This window comes from Vibrio iocasae (assembly GCF_042245395.1).
GTDB classification, from domain to species: domain Bacteria; phylum Pseudomonadota; class Gammaproteobacteria; order Enterobacterales; family Vibrionaceae; genus Vibrio; species Vibrio iocasae.
Genome location: NZ_CP145310.1, coordinates 1,382,969 through 1,402,724, shown reverse-complemented (window position 1 = coordinate 1,402,724; position 19,756 = coordinate 1,382,969). Strand labels below are relative to the sequence as shown.

Here is a 19,756-nt window from a genome sequence, read left to right as displayed (position 1 = left end):
ACAACGAGTAGCATGCATAGAGGGAAAAATGGCCAAAGAGAATCTGACATTTTTGCTAGTTGAAGATGACATCGATCTAGCGACTGCTGTGGTTGATTATCTGGATTTGGAAGATATTCGTTGTGATCATGCTGCAAACGGCTTTTCGGGGTATAACCTGGTTAAAGAAAACCAGTATGACGTTCTGATACTGGATCTTAATTTGCCGAAAATGAGCGGCCTGGAAGTCTGTGAAAAATTACGTCAGCAGGGTCTAGATATTCCCGTTCTTATGCTCACGGCCCGAGACACACTGGATGACAAACTAACCGGGTTCTCTAAAGGTGCTGATGACTACCTGATCAAGCCATTTGCGATGGAAGAGCTCATTGTGAGAGCTCAGGTACTTGCTCGTCGTCGTAGTGGTCAGGTATCGAAGCTAGGTGTCAGTGACCTTATGTTGGACCTTGACCAAAAAACGGTCTACAGAAATGGAAAGCCTCTAAAACTTTCTCCGACCGCGTTAAAATTACTTGAAGTGCTGATGCGTGAGAGCCCAAAAACCGTAAGCCGTGAAGCTCTTATGCAACGGGTATGGGGAGATGAGCAGCCCGATAGTAATAGCCTTAAAGTTCATATGTATAACCTCCGTAAACAGGTCGATGGAGAGTCTGAACATAAACTTGTTCACACCATTACGAATCAGGGATTTGCTATTCAAAGTAAGGAAGACGCATGAAGATTCGTTGGAGTTTGAGATTGCATGTTCTTGTTGTTGTCTTGATTACGGGTATGGTCACTATCTTTGCTTTTTCTTGGTTAAGTCTGAGTTACTTTTTTTCAGGAATGGATGTCACGATGGAGCGTCTGATGATGTCTGAAGCCAGATATTCCACTGCTTCTGATGGACATCCGGAAACCAAGGTGCTCAGGGGGCCTCTTGAGGAAGTGAAAGACAATATGGTTATTGCTTCAAGATGGGAGGATTTGCCGATCGTTCTGAGAGAAAGGTTTAATCCCTCAGAACTAAAAGAGAATCAGGTCTACAAGGAGATGATAGGAGGATCCTTGTTGACGATGACACCTCCGCAGCAAGGCTTCTTTGTAATGAAATCGACTTTGGATGGTGAGTTGCGATATGTCGGGATCTATTTTTCAAGTGGAGATGAACAGATAAAAATCGGCAAGTTTCCCCACATAGTGATCGTCTTTGTATTCGCGTTTTTAGCCATTTTAATTCTTTCTGTTGTTCTGGGTCTGTTGATGCGGCAGGTTTCTACACCCGTCGAGCGTTTAAAAAACTGGGCCAAAAATATCGATGAGACGGACCTGAAAAGGACAACGCCAGACTTTCACTATCGCGAGCTAGATACGCTTGCCGGAATAATTAAATCGAGCCTCATCTCCGTAAGAAAAAGTGCAGAGCGAGAAAAACGATTTCTAGGTTTTGCCAGTCACGAGCTGCGAACGCCTATTGCTGTCACGCGGACGAACAGCGAGCTTTTGCGTAAGTTAATCGAAAAAGAGAAAAGCAAAGAGAAACAGTTGGAGGTTCTGGAGCGCATTGAACGTGCAGGTGTGACCATGACTGATCTGACCGAAACATTGCTATGGTTAAACCGACAGGAAGATAAAGAGTTGCCGGTAACCACGATTTCACTGGGTGCTCTTACAATGCAAATCAGCGAAGAGCTAAGCTTTTTGGTCGAGAAAAAAGCGGTTCAAGTAAGTTATTTTACGGACGAGACGACAATATTGGTCCCTGAAACATTAAGCCGCATTATTGTTACCAACCTATTGAGAAATGCTTTTCAGCATACAAATGAAGGGCACGTGGAAATTCGACAATTGGGTGATCAATTAATCATAATTAATAGTGATGTATCGGAGAATAAAGCAGCCGAAGATCTTGGTTTTGGACTAGGTTTGGAGTTAACTGAAAAACTGATTTCTAAGTATGGCTGGCGCTATACGAGTATAGAGAAACCTTGTGGAAGGGAGGTCTCAATAAGCTTTCATAAATAGCTCGCTAAACTATTTGCTCTAACTGAGACTTTGCACATTAATTAACTTTTTACTCAACAACTATTTTTTATTAGTATACAAATTATAAATATATAATGATAAATAATTACTTTTGATGATTGAGTTTCAGTTCAAGCTAAATGAAATATGTGGTGAACTTGCGGTTACATCACAAAGTGCTTACCAAGAGATAGCCCAGTACTATGGAGTAGGGGATGTCAGTTCTGTTATTGATGCACTGGTGTCGATGGCCATCTGGAATGATAAAAACCGAACCCCTATAAATACCGAAGAGAAAAGTGTATACACACCAAAAGAGTACGCAGCGGCGAATGGTATTACAGATATTTATATCTCCGTAAATGACTCCCCACCTAAGAAATTATTCTAATCGTATTCATTGTTTAGTGACCAATGCATAGTTTTTTTGGATAAAAATGTCACTATTACTGTCATGGTCTTGTCATAAAAATAGCCAATAGCTAATCTTTCCCTATATCTATTTGCTGAATGTATGGTGTTGTCGATGGATATACCAATAGTGACAAAAGCCGATTGTACGAGTAATACCCCGCACGATGTTGTAGAAGGCTGCGTGCTGCACGACCTGCCGGATGCGATATATCTCATTGACCCCATATCTTCAAACATTTTATACGCCAATAAAGCCGCATTTGAATCTGTCGGATATGAGCCACAAGAAATTCTCAATCAATCCGTTCTGAGTCTCCAGGCCGATGTTATTAATCTGTCTCAATGGGGAGAGATCGCCAACGTTATTGCCGAGTCTAAAGAGCCATACGTTTTTCTGGGCAGACACAAAAGAAAAGATGGAACAGTATTTCCTGTAGAGGTCAGAACCAGCAATCTACATAAGGAAGGTAAGCATCTGTTTTTGTCTGTCGCCAGGGATATGACTAGTCGAAAGGTTCTGAACGAAGAGCTCGCTGGACACAAGTACAGTCTTTGGTATGCATTGAATGAAGCGACCGATGGGATATGGGAATGGAATATTCAGTCGAACGAACTCTATGTGAGCCCGAAGTTGAAACAGATGAGGGGATATGGCCCTCACGAAATGGTAAAGAGCGTTGATTTTTGGACAGATGGCATTCATCCAGAAGATAAGGACAGAGTTCTGGCTATTATGGATGAACACATCGAGGGAAAACTAGAGAGGTTCGAAGCAAAATATAGATTAAGAAATCGAGCAGGCCATTTCATTTGGGTGCATGACAGAGGCAAAGTGAGTGAAATCGACCCGGATGGAAACCCAATGGTGGCCGTGGGTATGGTACAAAATGTCACAGAGCAGGTGATGCTTCAGGAACGTCTAGAAAATCAGGCTGCGCGAGATGAACTTACTGGTGTCTTCAATCGAAGAGTGTGTAAAGAAGTTCTTGAGCAGCAAATCTTAACTGCTCGAATTAGTGGATCTTCTTTTTCAGTATTCTTTTTAGACCTTGATCATTTCAAAGGCGTGAATGATCAGTTTGGTCACAGCGCGGGAGATAAAGTGCTCAGAGAGTTTACTACTGCGGTACAAGAACATCTAAGAGAAGAAGATGTGCTTTTCCGTTGGGGAGGAGAAGAGTTTGTCGCTTTGCTTCCGGGACTGGACAGTGATCATGCATTCCAGGCCGCTGAGAATCTGCGTCAGTCAATAGAACAAACACCAGTCATTTTGTCTGAAGGTCAACGAGTAGAACTGACAGTGAGTGTCGGTGTTTCGAGTTATCCGACAAATGGAACGGTAAGGAAAGAGTTGATTCAAAAAGCAGATATTGCGATGTATCGGGCGAAAACCAAAGGCAGGAACAGAGTGGAGTTATTCGATATAGGATAGAAAGCATACGCTTTTATTATTCAATTATTTTCCTATCAAGAAATGAATATTTTTGATTTAATAGAGGAGTGTGTTTTACTAACTACCACAGTGCGTTAGCCTAATTTAGATTGCTGACAAAGAGTTACGGGAATATGGTTCATGGAACAAGATACTGAAATTGGTCGCTTTTTAGATTTTTTAGCAGACGCTATTCTTATCGTTGACGAAGAATCGAATATTGTTTTCGTGAATAACTCCTGCTCTAAGCTCTTTGGGTATGACAAGCAAACTTTTTGTTCGATGAAACTAGAACAGTTAATGCATAAAGCACCTGCCAAAAATCACAGACAAAAAGTTTCAGGCTTTATTGGTAGCCAGTCCAGCGCGAAAGTCATGATGTCCCGAAATATAATGCCTTGCGTAAATTCAAACGGCCTTGATTTTAATGCGCGAATTTCAATCGCTAATATTGAATATCTTGGTAAGCATTGTGGCATTGCAACTATTCAGGACTACTCCACCATTCAAAATATGATTGATAGCCTTTCTAACGAAGCAAGCACCGACGCACTTACAGGCTTGTTTAATAAACGGCACTTAGAAAGTCTCTACAACGAACGTTATTTTGAAAACACAGGCTCCGCCAGTTATGGTATAGCATTTTTAGATCTGAATGGATTTAAAGAAGTAAACGATACATATGGGCATGAAGCTGGAGATATTGTTTTAAAAGAAATTGCGTCACGCCTGAGCAGAGAGCTCAGAGCCGGTGATTTGAGTTTCCGGATTGGCGGTGATGAGTTTTTACTCTTGTTTTCAATCACTAATCCTAAATATTACCAGAGTGAGTTGGCTAACTTTGGCTATAAAATTCAGCAGATTATTAATAAACCCATCAACATTTCTCATCTTGACCAAGACCTTAATGTAGGGACAAGTATTGGACTCGGTGCATACCCATTCGATGGTAATAATATGCTTTCTATCATCCAGAAAGCGGATAAAGCCATGTATGAATCCAAGGCAAATGGTGCTCCATTTGTGACGGTCTCTTCTCTGAGTTAACCCTTTAATAGATTTCTCAATAGTGACGAGATTCTGATTTTTTATTGTCATCGAAACGTTTCGATAGATCTCCGTCACACATCTTTTTCTATGCAGAAGATCTTTTCAGAATAGTGTCTATAGTTATCTCATCGAAACGTTTCGATGTGTTGTTCGCAAAACGAGACACAAAGAATCAGAGCAAAACTATTCGGGTTAATAATTATGAAAAAATCAGCGCTACTCAACTCTGACATCTCATATCTGGTAGGCACACTGGGCCATACTGATGAAATTACTATTGCTGATGCGGGCCTGCCAATCCCTGAGGATGTCGAGCGTATTGATTTGGCGCTTACTCATGGTGTGCCTGGCTTTATCCAGACAGTAGAAACCATACTGAAGGAATCTCAGATTGAAGGTGTTGTGATTGCTGAAGAAACCAAGCAGGTAAGCCCTGAGCTTCATGATGAGTTGTTAGAAGTTATCCGTAAAGACGCTGAATCGACAGGACGCGAGACCAAGATTTCTTATGTGTCTCATGAAGAGTTTAAAGTCAGAACATTTGAAAGCCGAGCAGTTGTTCGCACTGGTGAATGCACGCCTTATGCGAATGTGATTTTCCAGACTGGCGTAACGTTTTAAGCCCATTAGGGTAAAGAGTATTGAGGAACGGTAATGACCCAACCAATATTAGAACTCAGCGGTATAGATAAGGCATTTCCAGGGGTAAAAGCTCTGGATAACGCTTGTCTGAATGTATACCCGGGCAGAGTAATGGCTTTGCTAGGTGAAAACGGTGCTGGTAAGTCTACTTTGATGAAAGTGCTCACTGGAATCTACTCGCTGGATGCAGGTTCTATTCGTTACCAGGGAACGGACGCAAAGTTTGATGGACCGAAACATTCTCAGGAAGCCGGTATTAGTATTATCCATCAGGAACTCAACCTGATACCTGAATTAACGATTGCTGAGAATATCTTCTTAGGCCGGGAGAAAACGTCTAAGTTTGGTCGCATCATGTGGCCAGAGATGTATCGCGAAGCGGATGCACTGCTTGCAAGACTGAATGTAAAACATAGCTCCAGACAGTTGCTGGGCGAGTTGAGTCTTGGTGAACAGCAGATGGTTGAGATTGCAAAAGCACTCTCTTTTGAATCTAAGGTCATCATTATGGATGAACCAACAGATGCACTAACCGATACGGAAACTGCGTCTTTGTTTAAAGTGATCAATGAGCTAAGAGAACAGGGTTGTGGCATTGTTTACATCTCTCACCGTCTAAAAGAGATTTTTGAAATTTGTGACGATATTACCGTTCTGCGAGATGGTAAATTTATCGGTCAAAAACCCGTTGTCGAAACAGACGAAGATGCTCTTATCGAAATGATGGTAGGTCGCCGACTGGATGAGCAGTATCCGCGAGTTGAAGTTGCCCATGAAACCAACTGTCTGACAGTGAAAGGGTTATCAGGTTCTGGTGTAGAAGATATTAACTTTACGCTCAATCACGGTGAGATTCTAGGTTTCTCCGGCTTAATGGGAGCGGGAAGAACCGAGTTGATGAAAGTGATATACGGTGCACTTGAAAGAACATCGGGTGAAGTGATCATTGATGGTAAAACTATCGCACCTCGATCTCCTCAGGAAGGTTTGGCAAGCGGTATTGCTTACATTTCTGAAGACCGTAAAGGTGACGGGCTTGTCCTAAGCTTGTCAGTAAAGGAGAACATGTCGCTGAGCGCGCTAGCACACTTTACCAAAGGCATTCATATTGAAGGTGGTGAAGAATCAAACGCTGTTGAAGACTTTATTGGTCTGTTCAACATCAAGACGCCTTCCCGAAACCAAATTATCGGTAACCTTTCTGGTGGTAACCAACAAAAAGTGGCTATCGCTAAAGGACTAATGACAAGACCTAAGGTGTTGATTCTGGATGAACCAACCCGAGGTGTAGATGTTGGTGCAAAGAAAGAGATCTATCAACTAATCAACCAGTTTAAATCAGAAGGCATGAGCATCATTCTTGTCTCTTCTGAAATGCCCGAAGTTCTGGGTATGAGTGACCGCATTCTTGTGATGCATGAAGGTCGTATTAGTGGTGAATTTGATGCCAGCGATGCAGATCAGGAAAAACTCATGGCGTGTGCAGTAGGTAAGAAAGTAAGTGAGGAAGCGGCATGAACACGAAAACAAATATAGGTAACACACAGCCAATGCATGATAAAAAATTATTTAGCAAAGAGTGGCTTATAGAACAAAAATCACTGATTGCACTTCTGTTTTTGATTGCAGTCGTGTCGTTCTTGAATCCAAACTTCTTTACTGTCGACAATATTCTAAACATTCTTCGCCAAACCTCTGTTAACGCGATTATTGCCGTGGGTATGACACTGGTTATTTTAACCGCAGGTATCGACCTGAGTGTCGGCTCTGTTCTGGCTCTGTGTGGTGCATTCGCCGCGGCGATGATAGCGATGGAAGTTCCGGTAATTATTGCTGTACCGGTCTCCCTACTAGCGGGTGCGATACTCGGGGCTATTAGCGGCATCATCATATCCAAAGGTAAAGTCCAGGCATTTATTGCGACTCTGGTTACGATGACGCTTCTGCGCGGTGTAACCATGGTGTTCACTGACGGTCGACCAATCTCTACTGGCTTTACCGATACCGCAGATGCTTTTGCATGGTTTGGTACCGGTTATACGCTAGGTATTCCAGTTCCGGTATGGATTATGGTTATCGTCTTCGCAGCAGCATGGTATGTACTGAACCATACTCGCTTTGGCCGCTATGTGTATGCTCTGGGTGGTAACGAATCTGCGACTCGCCTGTCAGGTATCAACGTTGATCGAGTGAAGATCGGTGTTTACTCCATTTGTGGTGCGTTGTCTGCATTGGCCGGCATTATCGTGACTTCTCGACTGTCTTCAGCACAGCCAACAGCCGGTATGGCTTATGAGCTAGATGCCATTGCCGCAGTAGTTTTAGGTGGTACCAGCCTGGCTGGTGGACGTGGCCGAATCATGGGAACCCTGATTGGTGCATTGATCATTGGCTTCCTGAACAACGCACTAAATTTATTAGATGTATCTTCGTACTACCAGATGATTGCGAAAGCAGTGGTTATTCTTCTGGCAGTGCTTGTGGATAATAAAAACAAGTAAGTGAAACAATTAGTTATACAATAACGAACAGGCTGGTGTAAGCTGGCCAAATGCTAAACCATAAATAAATCAGAAACTGAAACATCAGAAACAAAGGACTACAACAATGAAAAAGATTGCTACTTTTATCTCCGCTGCTGTTCTAACCGCATCGATGAGTGCAACAGCGTACGCGCAAGACACATTGGCGGTCGTGGTATCAACACTGAACAACCCGTTCTTCGTATCAATGAAAGACGGTGCTGAGAAAAAAGCAAAAGAGCTTGGCTATAAGCTTATCGTGCTTGATTCTCAGAACGATCCAAGTAAAGAGCTTTCTAACGTTGAAGATTTAACAGTACGTGGCGTTAAAGCTATTCTTATCAACCCAACGGATTCTGATGCAGTTTCAAACGCAATTCGTATGGTTAACCGCACTAAGATCCCTGTGCTAACTCTTGACCGTGGTGCGACTCGTGGTGAAGTTGTTTCTCACATCGCTTCTGACAACGTAGTTGGTGGTGAGCTTGCTGGTAACTTCATTGCTGAAGTTGCAGGTAAAGACGCGAAAGTTATCCAGTTAGAAGGTATTGCTGGTACTTCTGCTGCACGTGAGCGTGGTGAAGGCTTCATGAACGCAGTGAAAGGTTCTAACATGGAACTAATGGCTAGCCAGCCAGCTGACTTCGACCGTACTAAAGGTCTGAACGTTATGGAAAACCTGCTTGCAGCTAACCCTAACGTACAAGCTGTATTTGCTCAGAACGATGAAATGGCACTTGGTGCACTTCGCGCAGTTCAGGCATCTGGTAAAGATGTAATGATCGTTGGCTTCGACGGTACTGACGACGGTGTTGCAGCAGTTAAGCGTGGTGACATGGCAGCAACAGTTGCACAGCAGCCTGAGCTAATTGGTGCACTTGGTATTGAAACTGCTGACAAGATCCTGAAAGGCGAGCAGGTTGAAGCATACATCCCTGTTCCTCTAAAACTGGTTCTTAAGTAATTAATACCTAAGAAACTCTATTTGCTTCTCTCCCTTCCCCTATAGGGAGGGAAGCAAAATTCAGAAATCATATCTTTATAAAATTCTTCATTTGGTAGGTTATTCTCATGAGCAAGCTAATCGTTCTTGGCAGTGTTAACGCTGACCATGTCCTAAAAGTTCCTTCTTTCCCTCGTCCGGGCGAAACACTACATGGTAATGGTTATCAGGTTATCCCAGGTGGTAAAGGAGCGAATCAGGCAGTTGCAGCCGTTCGATTAGGTGCTGATATCGGGTTTATTGCCAGCGTAGGCGATGACGCCTTCGGTATCGGAATTCGAGACAGTTTTGCTAATGAAGGAATGAATACAGAAGCGGTACTGATTGAAGAAAACACGCCTACCGGCATCGCGATGATTCAGGTATCAGATACAGGTGAAAATAGTATCTGTATCTCTGCCGAAGCGAACGGTAAGTTAACCGCTGAAAGAATTACACCTTATCTGGATTCAGTTAAGGACGCAGAATACTTGCTGATGCAGCTTGAGACACCAATGAATGGTGTTGAGCTTGCCGCCGCAGAAGCAAAAAAATCGGGAACTCAGGTGGTGTTGAACCCTGCTCCGGCAAGAGAGTTAAGCGATGAACTGCTAAAACACGTTGATATAATTACCCCGAACGAAACCGAAGCGGAAGTACTGACTGGCGTAACCGTATTTGACGATAAATCAGCACAACTAGCTGCTGACGTACTTCACGCGAAAGGTATTGCGACGGTTATGATCACCCTTGGGTCTAAAGGCGTCTGGCTAAGTCAGGAGAAAGGAAAGGGCAGTATCATTCCTGGATTTAAAGTAGAAGCAACAGATACCACGGCCGCTGGTGATACCTTCAATGGTGCATTGGTAACAGGTTTACTGGACGGTAAGCCACTGGAAGAGGCCATTGTTTTTGCCCATGGTGCTGCTGCAATCTCAGTGACAAGATTTGGTGCACAAACATCGATTCCAAATCGTGACGAGGTTGAGAGTTTTCTTAAAAATCAATAAGGTATACTGAGTACATTCGAAGTAACTAGCACAGGATAATGACATGGCAACAATGAAAGATATTGCAAAGCTGGCTGGGGTGTCAACCTCAACGGTAAGTCATGTCATTAACCAGAGTAGATTTGTCAGCGAAGAGATTTCAGAGAAGGTTCAGAAGGCAGCTAAAGAATTGAACTATGCGCCTTCAGCACTGGCTCGAAGCCTCAAGATGAACCGAACCCGAACCATCGGATTGATTGTAACTACTTCGACAAACCCCTTCTTTGGTGAGGTTGTAAAAGGCGTTGAACGACGCTGCTATCAGCAAAACTACAACCTTATTCTATGTAATACCGAAGGAGATGAAGAGAGAATGAAGTCTTCTATCAACACTCTACTTGAGAAAAGAGTTGATGGGCTTCTGTTACTCTGTTCGACACTGGAAGGCCAGTACCTGGATGTGTTTGACCGATATCCAGATATTCCGACTGTAGTGATGGACTGGGGAGAGACCCATTTCCCAAGCGACAAAATCATCGACAACTCTCAGCTTGGTGGGTATTTGGCAGCGAAATACTTAATCGATAGTGGTCACAAGGAAATTGGCTGTATCACGGGGCCGTTACAGCGTCACCAGGCGCAAATCCGCTTTGCTGGATTTTGTCAGGCAATGAAAGAGTCGGGGCTTGAAGTCAAAGACAACTGGGTAATTGAAGCCAACTTTGAATGTGATGGCGGTGTTGACTCATTCAATCAACTTATTGAGCAGAATGGCAAAGATGGTTTGCCAACCGCGATATTTGCCTGTAATGACATGATGGCGATGGGCATCATTAACGCAGCAAACAAACATGGGCTTTCTGTTCCTGATGACATCTCTATTATTGGCTACGATGATGTCTACATTTCTAATTTTATGGTCCCTCCTCTCACTACAATCCATCAGCCTAAATATCGCCTTGGTAAAGCTGCAGTTGATACTTTATTGCAGCGGATCGAAAACAAGGTCGCTGATCCGGATGTAGTACAACTAGAACCAACCTTAGTTGTTCGCGATAGTGTGAAAAGCCTTTAACTAGTTGACGAGCCTGTTTCTACCCTAGGCTTAGTAACGAGTCTGAAACGTTAGAGGTCGAAGATGCGTCTGGTATGAATAGGCTACTGTAAAAATAAGTGAAACTAGTAAGGATCTGAGTAACAACGATTGGGGATAGAACCAATACTCCGATAAGCAACATAAATGGCCATGGTGATTTATTCATATACACCTCCTTGGTATTTCCTACATGTTATCAGTAGCTAGTGGGCAATAAAAAAGCACATTTGATGGGGTAAACCTTTCAATTCCATTCGTCTCGTTTCTAATCCTATCGTCTTCCTAATTGCCAATCGTATACTCAATCGTTTATCAGGCTTATTCCTTAAATAACAGTTATATATGGTCATAATCATACTCCATTAGAGTAAATACTCTTATTTTCTGTAGCGTTGGATTATAATAGTATTATAATGCCATTGTAATTACATGTGCTTAGGTGTTTCTCGTGATCGCTTTATCTGAAGCCAGTCAGGCTGGCCTATTTAACAAAAAAAATTGGTTAAACAATCTTGTATCAGGCGTGATTGTCGGGGTGGTGGCGTTACCTCTCGCCATGGCGTTTGCAATAGCCTCTGGCGCTAAACCAGAACAAGGTATTTATACTTCAATAATTGCTGGTGTGATTGTTTCTTTGTTTGGTGGTAGCCGCCTGCAAATTGCGGGCCCTACTGGTGCGTTTATCGTTGTCCTGTCTGGGATTACTGCGAAATATGGCATTACCGGCTTGCAGATAGCGACGTTAATGGCGGGGATTATTCTTGTTGCTCTGGGTCTGGCTAAAATGGGCGCGGTAATCAAATATATTCCGGCACCAGTGATCATTGGATTCACTTCAGGGATCGGTGTGACCATCTGGTTTGGGCAATGGCGAGACTTCTTTGGCCTGCCTTCGGTAACAGGAGAGCACTTTCATGAGAAAGTTATACGTCTGTTTGAGGTGTTACCGCAGTTTGACTTAACTACAACACTCCTAGCTCTTTTTTCTATTTTACTGGTTATATTCAGCTCACGTATTCCGGGTATAAAGAAAGTTCCTGGGCCACTAGTAGCATTGGTAGCGGGAACTCTTATCCAGTTCCACTTTTCCTTTGAAAGTGTAAGAACAATAGGTACTGCCTTTGGTGGTATTCCTCGTGGACTTCCAGAGTTTTCTGTTCCGGAAATAAAAAGTGCAGATATCATAGAACTGATTGGTCCGGCATTTACTATCGCCATGCTAGGTGCTATCGAATCACTATTATCTGCTGTGGTGGCGGATGGAATGGCCGGAACACGTCATAACTCTAATCAGGAACTGATTGGTCAAGGTCTGGCTAATATTGTTACACCTTTATTTGGTGGTTTCGCGGCCACTGGGGCGATAGCCCGAACGGCAACTAACATACGTAATGGAGGGAATAGCCCACTTTCCGGTGTTGTCCATTCTGTTACTCTGATTTTAATTTTGCTCTTCTTAGCACCATTGGCAGTTCACGTTCCCCTGGCCTCATTAGCAGCGATACTGTTTGTTGTTGCATGGAACATGAGTGAAGCGAAACATTTTGTGCGTATTGTTCGGCAAGCGCCAGTGGCAGACGTAGTCATACTATTGATTACATTTTTACTAACGGTGTTCGCTGATCTGGTCATCGCTGTAAACATTGGTGTCGTGCTAGCTATGTTGCATTTCCTGAGAAGGATGGCATCCAGTGTTGAGATCAAAAGTGGTAAGGACAAGAGCATTGCCAGAGAGCTAAGTTATGATGGTATGGATAGTCTTTCTGACGATCTGGTTATTTTCGCGATAGATGGACCATTTTTCTTTGCTGCGGTAGAGAAGTTTGAACAGGTATTAGAAACAACCCATACAGAACCTAAAACGGTGGTTATTGATATGGAAAGAGTACCGTTTATCGATATCACAGGTATTCAATCTCTGGAAGGCGTAATCCAAGACCTTCAGAATAAAGGAATCTCTGTGCGAGTTTCTGGGTGTAATGCCAGAGTGTCCAAGAAACTTTATAAAGCTGGCGTGCTTGAACTGGTTGGATTGGAAAACAGGTTTACCAAACTAAGCAGTGCAGTAAACCTGTAAGAAGTAATGTTCATTTAGCTTTTAACTTGAGGATTCTTTACCGGCTCGTTTTGACCATAGTCTATGTCATGCTTGTCCAGATAATCCCGGATCAACTGGCGAACAACCTGAGAAGGGGTAATATCCTGTGAAGCGCATAGCTGCTCTAAAGCTTGTTTTTTGCGAGGATCAATAAGAACGGTCAGGCGAGCACTTTTGGTTTCCATGATAAATATTATCTCGTAGTGTAACGTCGTATGATAATTAAATTATAATACAGTTATCATTAAATAATATACCTTGAAATGCCTTTTTGCTGAGAACAGTTCATATATTCAGTTCAACGTTCTATCGCCCAGAGAGTGACAAAAATTAGCGTATTGAGTATGTTGTATTAATTGCGTCATTAATATTTCTGTAGATCATACGAGATGAGAGTAATTAAAACCATTCGAACTGCCTTGTATTCCCTTTCATTGTTGCTGCTGGGGTGTGGTACGGCACCGGATAGCGTCCCTGTTTCAGACAAAGACTACTGCGATGATATCGAGTTCGTAAAGCCTGCACCTCTGTCTGATTTTATTGAGCCGTATCAACATAAACTCGACGACCAATCTGGTGTTTACGTTTTGGAGCAAGGGGCTGAGGCTATGATGTCTCGGGCTTGGTTGACAGAGCGCGCAGAGAAAACCATTGATATTCAGTATTTTATTTTTTCTGTAGATAATGTTGGCTTGATTGCGACCGACTATCTGGTAAAAGCCGCGGAAAGAGGAGTAAAGGTTCGGGTTTTAGTCGATGACATTATGCTAGAAGCTCGTGGCGATGAGCTACTGATGTTGACTGCCCACGAGAACATTGAGATTAAAATTTATAATCCCAATGCCAATATAGGGAAAAATATTGTCGATAAACTGGTGACTCTCACCACGGATTTTCACTCGCTGAACCAGAGAATGCACAACAAGGTTTTTCTCGCAGACAATAAGGTTGCCATAACTGGAGGCCGAAACATTGCTGATGAGTATTTTGGTTTTGACCATACCTATAATTTCAGAGACAGAGACGTTTTTCTGGTAGGTGAAGTGGTCGACAGTGTGTCTGAGTCGTTTGAGCAGTACTGGCAGTATAGCGAGAGTATTTCGGTAGAAAACCTAGTTAGTGATAATCCTTATTCAGAGAACCCTGACTTTTCACGATTGCACGCATACGCTTGTAACCCAGACAACTTTCATCCAGAAATCAGAGATGAAATAACCAAAGTCCCACAAACCTTTCAATCTCTGATGGAGGAGGAGAAGTTCCAGTTTCTCGACAGAGTCGAATACATTTCTGACGAGCCTGGAAAAAATGATCAAACGTCCTTTTTGGGTGGCGGCAGTGTTACACAAAGAAAGCTCGCAGAACTGGCCAGTGAAGCTCAGAAAAGTATTGTGATACAAACGCCTTACCTGATTACCACAAAGGCCGATCGCAGGTTCCTCAAATCGCTTGTGGATCGTGGCGTTGAAATCAAAATTCTGACCAATAGTCTGGCTTCAAATGACAACCTGGAAGCGTTTAGTGGCTACCAAAGGAATCGTAAAGACCTTTTGAAGACCGGTGTTGAGATATATGAGTTTAGGCCGGATGCCAAGATCAGACAACGCGTCATGACCGAGCATATGTACAAGCGCCTCCCTAATACACCAATATTTGGTCTTCACGCGAAAACAATGACCATTGACGACAACATTACGGTCGTTGGCACCTATAACTTTGACCCTCGTAGTGCGAATCTGAACACTGAGAGCTTCACGGTTATTTACTCGGAGAGTATTGCCCAGGATGTGAAGAGTTCTATGTTGCTGGAAATGGAACCAGAAAATGCCTGGCTCATTTCCGAAAGCTTTAATCCAGATAAGGAAGTTAGCTTATATAAGCGCATCAAGGTGAAGATTAGGCGCATAGTTCCGAAGAACATACTCTAGATCAATCGACTTAACTAGAAGGGCTCGGTTGCCTTAAAAGTCATCAGCGCTTTGGTAATCGGGTGCTCTAGCGTCAACGACTCTGCATGTAGAAACAGTCGGTGGTCATTCTGCCCATATAGGTCGTCCCCGACAATAGGCATATTGAGTCCATCCTGATGAGCGCAATGCACGCGGAGTTGGTGGGTTCGGCCTGTTTTGGGGTAAAGGTAGAGTTTACAGCGGCCATCTTTCACTTCCACTTTTTTCCAGCGAGTTTCTGCGGGTTTACCATGTTGGAAGCATACTAGTTGTCTAGGCCTGTCATCTGGATCCCCACGCATTGGAAGACTAATTTCGCCGCTGTCACATTCAGGTACACCTTCAATCAGTGCCACATAACGCTTCTCTGCCTGACGAGTAATAAACTGCTTGTGAAGCTGTTTTTGAGCGCGAGCACTTAGAGCCAGTACTATCAGACCAGAAGTCGACATGTCTAAACGATGAATAACCAGTGTGCCTGTGGCTTCGGGGTACATCTTTTTGATTCTTGAATAGACAGAATCTTCAATGTTTTTGCCCGGAACGGAGAGGAAGTCCGCAGGTTTGTTTACCACAACCATATGTTCATCCTGATAGACGATTTCCAACTCTTTGCCTTCTGCAGGATTTTTAAGAAGAGGATTCTCATCCATGTCTATTCCTTCGAGCATATGCCCAAGAATAGGTTCGCATTTTCCCTTGCAAGACGGATAGTAGTTTTTGTGGCGTCGTATTTCTGATTTGGGTGAAATACCCCACCAGAACTCCGCCATCGCCACTGGTGTTAAGTTATGGCTAAAAGCGTATTGCAGTAACTTTGGTGCGGCGCATTCACCAGCACCAGCTGGTGGTACAACAGCGGTTGTGTCTTTGAAAATATCGATAAGATCTTTTTCTTGACCTGCTTTATTGAGAAAACGGTAGTTCTCAAACAGTCTTTTCTGTAGTTTGTTCGAGCGAACTTTACGCTCTTCTTTTAGGGCATTTAGAGGCTGAACCTGTTCCTCAAGTGTGGTTTGTGCTTTTTCGGTTTCCTGTTCCCAATGGAGCTTCAGATCTCTGAGTTGCAGTTTCTCTATCACACTTTGTTGATTTAGTTTTTGTATCAACTCTGAATGGGCTTCTTTTGATATCTCAGGATCCGGTGTGTTACGAAGGGCTTTACGTTTCTTGCGATTTACTGTCATCGCTTTGCGATGTTCGGCAATGGACTGTTCTGCCTCTTTTTGGGTTCGCGAGAGAACTTCAACCGCATTTAATATCGACTCGTTATTCTCCAACTCTTCTATTTGATGGTTAATGGCATTGATTTCTTTCTGCTCGGGTAAGAAAAAACTGTCTTCCGATAACATGTCAAACACCGGGGGGACAAATCCTGGCAGAAGGTTCTGGTCCGCCATCTTTCCCGAGAAGGCTGAAAGATAGCCAATTTCCCCTTGCTGATCTTTGACGATCAGAACACCGAACATTTTTCCGATAGCATCTTCCGTGTCTCCTTCTATACCAAAGTTGTGTTGCCAATCTTGCTGGGTCTGAAGGTGTTGTTGCAGCTCAGACGCAGCCAACTCGCACAACGGATGAGGTTGATAGAAAAATGGAAACGTAAACCTCTCTGGTAACGGAATGTGTTCGATAGAGTGTTTAAAGGGTGTAAAGCAAGAACTGGATGTCATGGCGAGTATTGAAGGTATGGATTGAAAAGGTTCTGGCGCGAATTCTACCTGCTTTTAAAGACGATTTCAGCAAATGGGCAAAACAAAGAAGCAGCCGTTTGGCTGCTTCAAAACATATTGCTTGATATAACTTACATACTGTAAGTATATGGAGCCTGAATGCCTAGTGGAATACCTAGTGCCCAGTACGCAAGCAGGAAGATAGTCCATCCAATAAGCATAGCGATAGAGTAAGGCATCATCAGAGATGCAAGCGTACCAATGCCGGTAGACTTAACGTAGCGTTGGCAGTAAACCACAACCAGCGGGAAGAATACCATTAGAGGTGAGATGATGTTCGATACCGAATCACCTACACGGTAAGCGGCTTGAGATAGCTCAGGCGAGATGCCAACTGCCATTAGCATCGGAACCAGAATAGGACCGATTAATGCCCACTTAGCTGACGCTGAACCTACCAGAAGGTTAACAAAAGCTGTAAGCAGAATCATACCTACAACCGTTGCCTGGCCAGGCAGGTTCATCGCTTTAAGGCCTTCAGCACCGTATAACGCCAACATAGTACCGATGTTTGACTGGCTAAATGCAGCAAGGAACTGAGCACAGAAGAAGGACATAACGATGTAAGCGCCCATGGTTGCCATGGTTTCTGACATCGCTTTAATAACATCGTTGCTCGATTTGAACGTACCAGCCACGCGTCCGTATACGATACCCGGAATCACAAACAAGATGAAAATCAACGGAACAATAGATTTCATCAGAGGCGCCGTAAAGGCTGTGATTTCGCCTTCTGGTGAACGAAGGGCCGAGTTCTCTGGCATGATTGCGAACACAAGCAGAGCGATACCGGCAAGCATAGAGTAGCCAGCCCACTTAAACGCTTTTGATTCAGTTTCTGTAAAGTTAGCCAGATCTGGTGCTTGTTCTGCGTCTTCATCAACAGGGGTTGCTGATAGGCGAGGTTCAATTACTTTTTCAGTTACCCACCAACCAATCGCTACGATGATCACAGACGAAATACCAGTAAAGAAGATATTTGCCAGTGGGTTCACGACGTACTCAGTATCAAGAACCTGTGCGGCTGTCTGAGTAAAGCCAGCAAGAAGTGGATCGATGCCCGATGGAATAAAGTTTGCTGAGAAACCACCTGACACACCAGCGAAAGCTGCGGCAATACCTGCTAGGGGATGACGACCCGCAGCGTGGAAGATAATACCACCAAGAGGGATAACCAGTACGTAACCCGCATCTGCTGCTGTGTGCGAAACAATAGCTACCAGAATTAACATTGGAGTTAAAAGCTTCTGGGGTGTGAAGTTAAGCATCTTTTTCAGGCCAGTGGTGATAAAGCCTGATGAATCAGCCACACCAACACCCAGCATCGCGACGAGTACGATACCTAATGGAGCGAAACTGGTAAATGTTGTCACCATGTTCGCTAGGAAAGATGCAAGGGCCTCACCAGTGAGAAGGTTGGTCACTTCAAGCGCTTCACCGGTTCGAGGGTTGATCAAGTCGAATGAAACGTTAGAAAGTAAAGCGGATGCGCCCCAAACAATTAGAAGTGCATAAAAGAATAGGATTGCGGGATCCGGGATTTTGTTACCGGCTTTTTCTATCGCGTTTAGAAATCGATCCATTCCCGACGGTTTTTCTGGCCTTCCATTATTAAGTATTTGTTCTGTCATGTTTAGCTCTGATACATCTTGCGTTATGAGTATTCACCTCCTGCTGACATAGAGGAGGTAGGAATGGAATTCTATAAAATCGCAATCAGTATTGAGTCATGGAAATGTCAGGGGGAATTTTGATGTGCAGTCCCCCACAAATTATAGGGTTTTAGCTCTGGAGCGTATTAATGCGCGTAATGAAAACCCTGTTACCATCATTGTTCCTGATAATACAAGCACGGTTCCAATGAGTGTATTCCAGCCAACATGTTCGTCAAGGATCAGGAATCCCCACAAAATTCCGAACACTGGAATCAGGAAAGTGACAGAAAGGGCGGACGCAGGGCCAACATCAGTTATGAGCTTGAAGTAGAGCAGGTAGGCCACACCAGTACACACGACACCAAGAAAGGCTACCGAGAGTAACATGTCGGGAGTGGGTGTCTCGCGAGCGGGCATAAATAGAGTGAGTGGCAGAACCAATAGCGCTGCTGCCCACATGTTGCCATGGGCATTATCAAACGATGAAATACTAGGAGCAGTTCTGGCGTAGTTACTGGCGATACCATAACAAGCGGCTGCCAAGATCCCTGCAACAATTGGAAAAAGGGCATTTTCACCAATTCTTACCGCGTCCCATCCAACTAACACAGCAACACCAACAACACCAATAACCAATCCAAGAGTCGCAGTTTTAGACAGCGCTTCTTTTGTCCACACAACGCTGATTGCGGCTCCCCAAATTGCTGCTGTTGAGTTTAGGATCGAAAGAGTCGAAGCGTTGAGTGTCTGCGCGGCATAAGCAAATAACAAAAATGGCAGCGCAGAATTGAATAGCCCGATGATAAAGAAATGCTTTTTATACTGAAGAAGAGGAAGCTTTCGTTTTAGGTAAAGAGATACCGCGAGCAAAAAAATAGCGGCAAGTAACACTCTTGCTTCAATGAGAACAGCAGGTCCAAGTGCCGTAGCCGTCAATCGCATAAATAGGAAAGAACTACCCCAAATAGCAGCGAGTGCGATCAACTGAATCATACTGATAAACGGCATTTTATTCCCTGAATACTGTTCGATAGGCGAGGGCGATAGTTTGTCTTTATTTATTCTCTGATGCAATAGGAGAGTGACTTTTGAATCAAGTTGAGCACATTTATGTTCATCGCTGGTTATGTGGACACTCTATAGGTGAACATCTAAGCTTTAACTTATGAATATATAAGAAGTTCCCTTCA

Annotated in this window: 18 protein-coding genes; 13 read left to right on the top strand and 5 right to left on the bottom strand. The window is 43.6% G+C overall.

Annotation, left to right across the window (positions count from 1 at the left end; genetic code table 11):
* Positions 1–28 precede the first annotated feature (28 nt).
* The 11 genes from SNR28_RS06300 (at position 29) to SNR28_RS06250 (ending at position 11,110) form a co-directional block, all read left to right on the top strand.
* Positions 29–718: a response regulator transcription factor gene (locus SNR28_RS06300; protein WP_375748361.1), complete on the top strand. Its 690-nt coding sequence runs from the start codon at positions 29–31 to the stop codon at positions 716–718.
* A complete protein-coding gene (locus tag SNR28_RS06295) occupies positions 715–2,004 on the top strand; it encodes a sensor histidine kinase (protein ID WP_375748360.1) in 1,290 nt (429 codons plus the stop codon). Before SNR28_RS06300 ends, SNR28_RS06295 begins: the two co-directional genes overlap by 4 nt.
* Positions 2,005–2,119: 115 nt before the next feature.
* Positions 2,120–2,395 (top strand): hypothetical protein, encoded by a 276-nt coding sequence (locus tag SNR28_RS06290; RefSeq protein ID WP_375748359.1) that lies wholly within the window; start codon positions 2,120–2,122, stop codon positions 2,393–2,395.
* Positions 2,396–2,530: 135 nt separating this feature from the next.
* The gene (locus SNR28_RS06285; RefSeq protein ID WP_375748358.1) at positions 2,531–3,850 is read left to right on the top strand and encodes a diguanylate cyclase; all 1,320 of its coding nucleotides are present in this window, start codon (positions 2,531–2,533) and stop codon (positions 3,848–3,850) included.
* A gap of 141 nt (positions 3,851–3,991) precedes the next feature.
* Positions 3,992–4,897, top strand: coding sequence for a diguanylate cyclase (locus tag SNR28_RS06280; RefSeq protein WP_375748357.1), 906 nt, complete (start codon positions 3,992–3,994; stop codon positions 4,895–4,897).
* A gap of 204 nt (positions 4,898–5,101) precedes the next feature.
* On the top strand, positions 5,102–5,521 hold the full coding sequence (rbsD, locus tag SNR28_RS06275; protein ID WP_375748356.1) for a D-ribose pyranase: 420 nt from the start codon (positions 5,102–5,104) through the stop codon (positions 5,519–5,521).
* Between the two features lie 33 nt (positions 5,522–5,554).
* Entirely contained in the window at positions 5,555–7,060 is a 1,506-nt protein-coding gene (gene rbsA, locus SNR28_RS06270; protein ID WP_375748355.1) for a ribose ABC transporter ATP-binding protein RbsA, read from the top strand.
* Positions 7,057–8,043, top strand: coding sequence for a ribose ABC transporter permease (gene rbsC / locus SNR28_RS06265; protein WP_375748354.1), 987 nt, complete (start codon positions 7,057–7,059; stop codon positions 8,041–8,043). The genes rbsA and rbsC overlap by 4 nt, the downstream gene beginning before the upstream one ends.
* A 106-nt stretch (positions 8,044–8,149) precedes the next feature.
* The gene (rbsB, locus tag SNR28_RS06260) at positions 8,150–9,028 is read left to right on the top strand and encodes a ribose ABC transporter substrate-binding protein RbsB (protein ID WP_375748353.1); all 879 of its coding nucleotides are present in this window, start codon (positions 8,150–8,152) and stop codon (positions 9,026–9,028) included.
* 107 nt (positions 9,029–9,135) lie between these two features.
* On the top strand, positions 9,136–10,056 hold the full coding sequence (rbsK, locus tag SNR28_RS06255) for a ribokinase (protein ID WP_375748352.1): 921 nt from the start codon (positions 9,136–9,138) through the stop codon (positions 10,054–10,056).
* Between the two features lie 43 nt (positions 10,057–10,099).
* Positions 10,100–11,110 (top strand): substrate-binding domain-containing protein, encoded by a 1,011-nt coding sequence (locus tag SNR28_RS06250; RefSeq protein WP_375748351.1) that lies wholly within the window; start codon positions 10,100–10,102, stop codon positions 11,108–11,110.
* A 19-nt stretch (positions 11,111–11,129) separates the two neighbouring features.
* Here the strand turns inward: SNR28_RS06250 and SNR28_RS06245 are convergent, their stop codons facing one another.
* Positions 11,130–11,297: a hypothetical protein gene (locus SNR28_RS06245; protein WP_375748350.1), complete on the bottom strand. Its 168-nt coding sequence runs from the start codon at positions 11,295–11,297 to the stop codon at positions 11,130–11,132.
* A gap of 282 nt (positions 11,298–11,579) precedes the next feature.
* On the opposite strand from SNR28_RS06245, the gene SNR28_RS06240 reads away from it, so the two are divergent.
* Complete coding sequence (locus SNR28_RS06240) at positions 11,580–13,208, top strand: SulP family inorganic anion transporter (protein WP_375748349.1); 1,629 nt, start codon at positions 11,580–11,582, stop codon at positions 13,206–13,208.
* 14 nt (positions 13,209–13,222) lie between these two features.
* Here SNR28_RS06240 and SNR28_RS06235 read toward each other — a convergent pair whose 3' ends face one another.
* On the bottom strand, positions 13,223–13,414 hold the full coding sequence (locus SNR28_RS06235) for a hypothetical protein (protein ID WP_375748348.1): 192 nt from the start codon (positions 13,412–13,414) through the stop codon (positions 13,223–13,225).
* Between the two features lie 204 nt (positions 13,415–13,618).
* On the opposite strand from SNR28_RS06235, the gene SNR28_RS06230 reads away from it, so the two are divergent.
* On the top strand, positions 13,619–15,157 hold the full coding sequence (locus tag SNR28_RS06230; protein WP_375748347.1) for a phospholipase D family protein: 1,539 nt from the start codon (positions 13,619–13,621) through the stop codon (positions 15,155–15,157).
* Between the two features lie 14 nt (positions 15,158–15,171).
* On the opposite strand, the gene SNR28_RS06225 is transcribed toward SNR28_RS06230, so the two are convergent.
* From SNR28_RS06225 to SNR28_RS06215, 3 genes are all read right to left on the bottom strand, one after another.
* Positions 15,172–16,851 (bottom strand): pseudouridine synthase, encoded by a 1,680-nt coding sequence (locus tag SNR28_RS06225; RefSeq protein ID WP_375748346.1) that lies wholly within the window; start codon positions 16,849–16,851, stop codon positions 15,172–15,174.
* A 131-nt stretch (positions 16,852–16,982) separates the two neighbouring features.
* Entirely contained in the window at positions 16,983–18,542 is a 1,560-nt protein-coding gene (locus SNR28_RS06220) for an AbgT family transporter (protein WP_375748345.1), read from the bottom strand.
* A 141-nt stretch (positions 18,543–18,683) separates the two neighbouring features.
* Entirely contained in the window at positions 18,684–19,574 is an 891-nt protein-coding gene (locus SNR28_RS06215; RefSeq protein ID WP_375748344.1) for a DMT family transporter, read from the bottom strand.
* Positions 19,575–19,756: the final 182 nt, after the last annotated feature.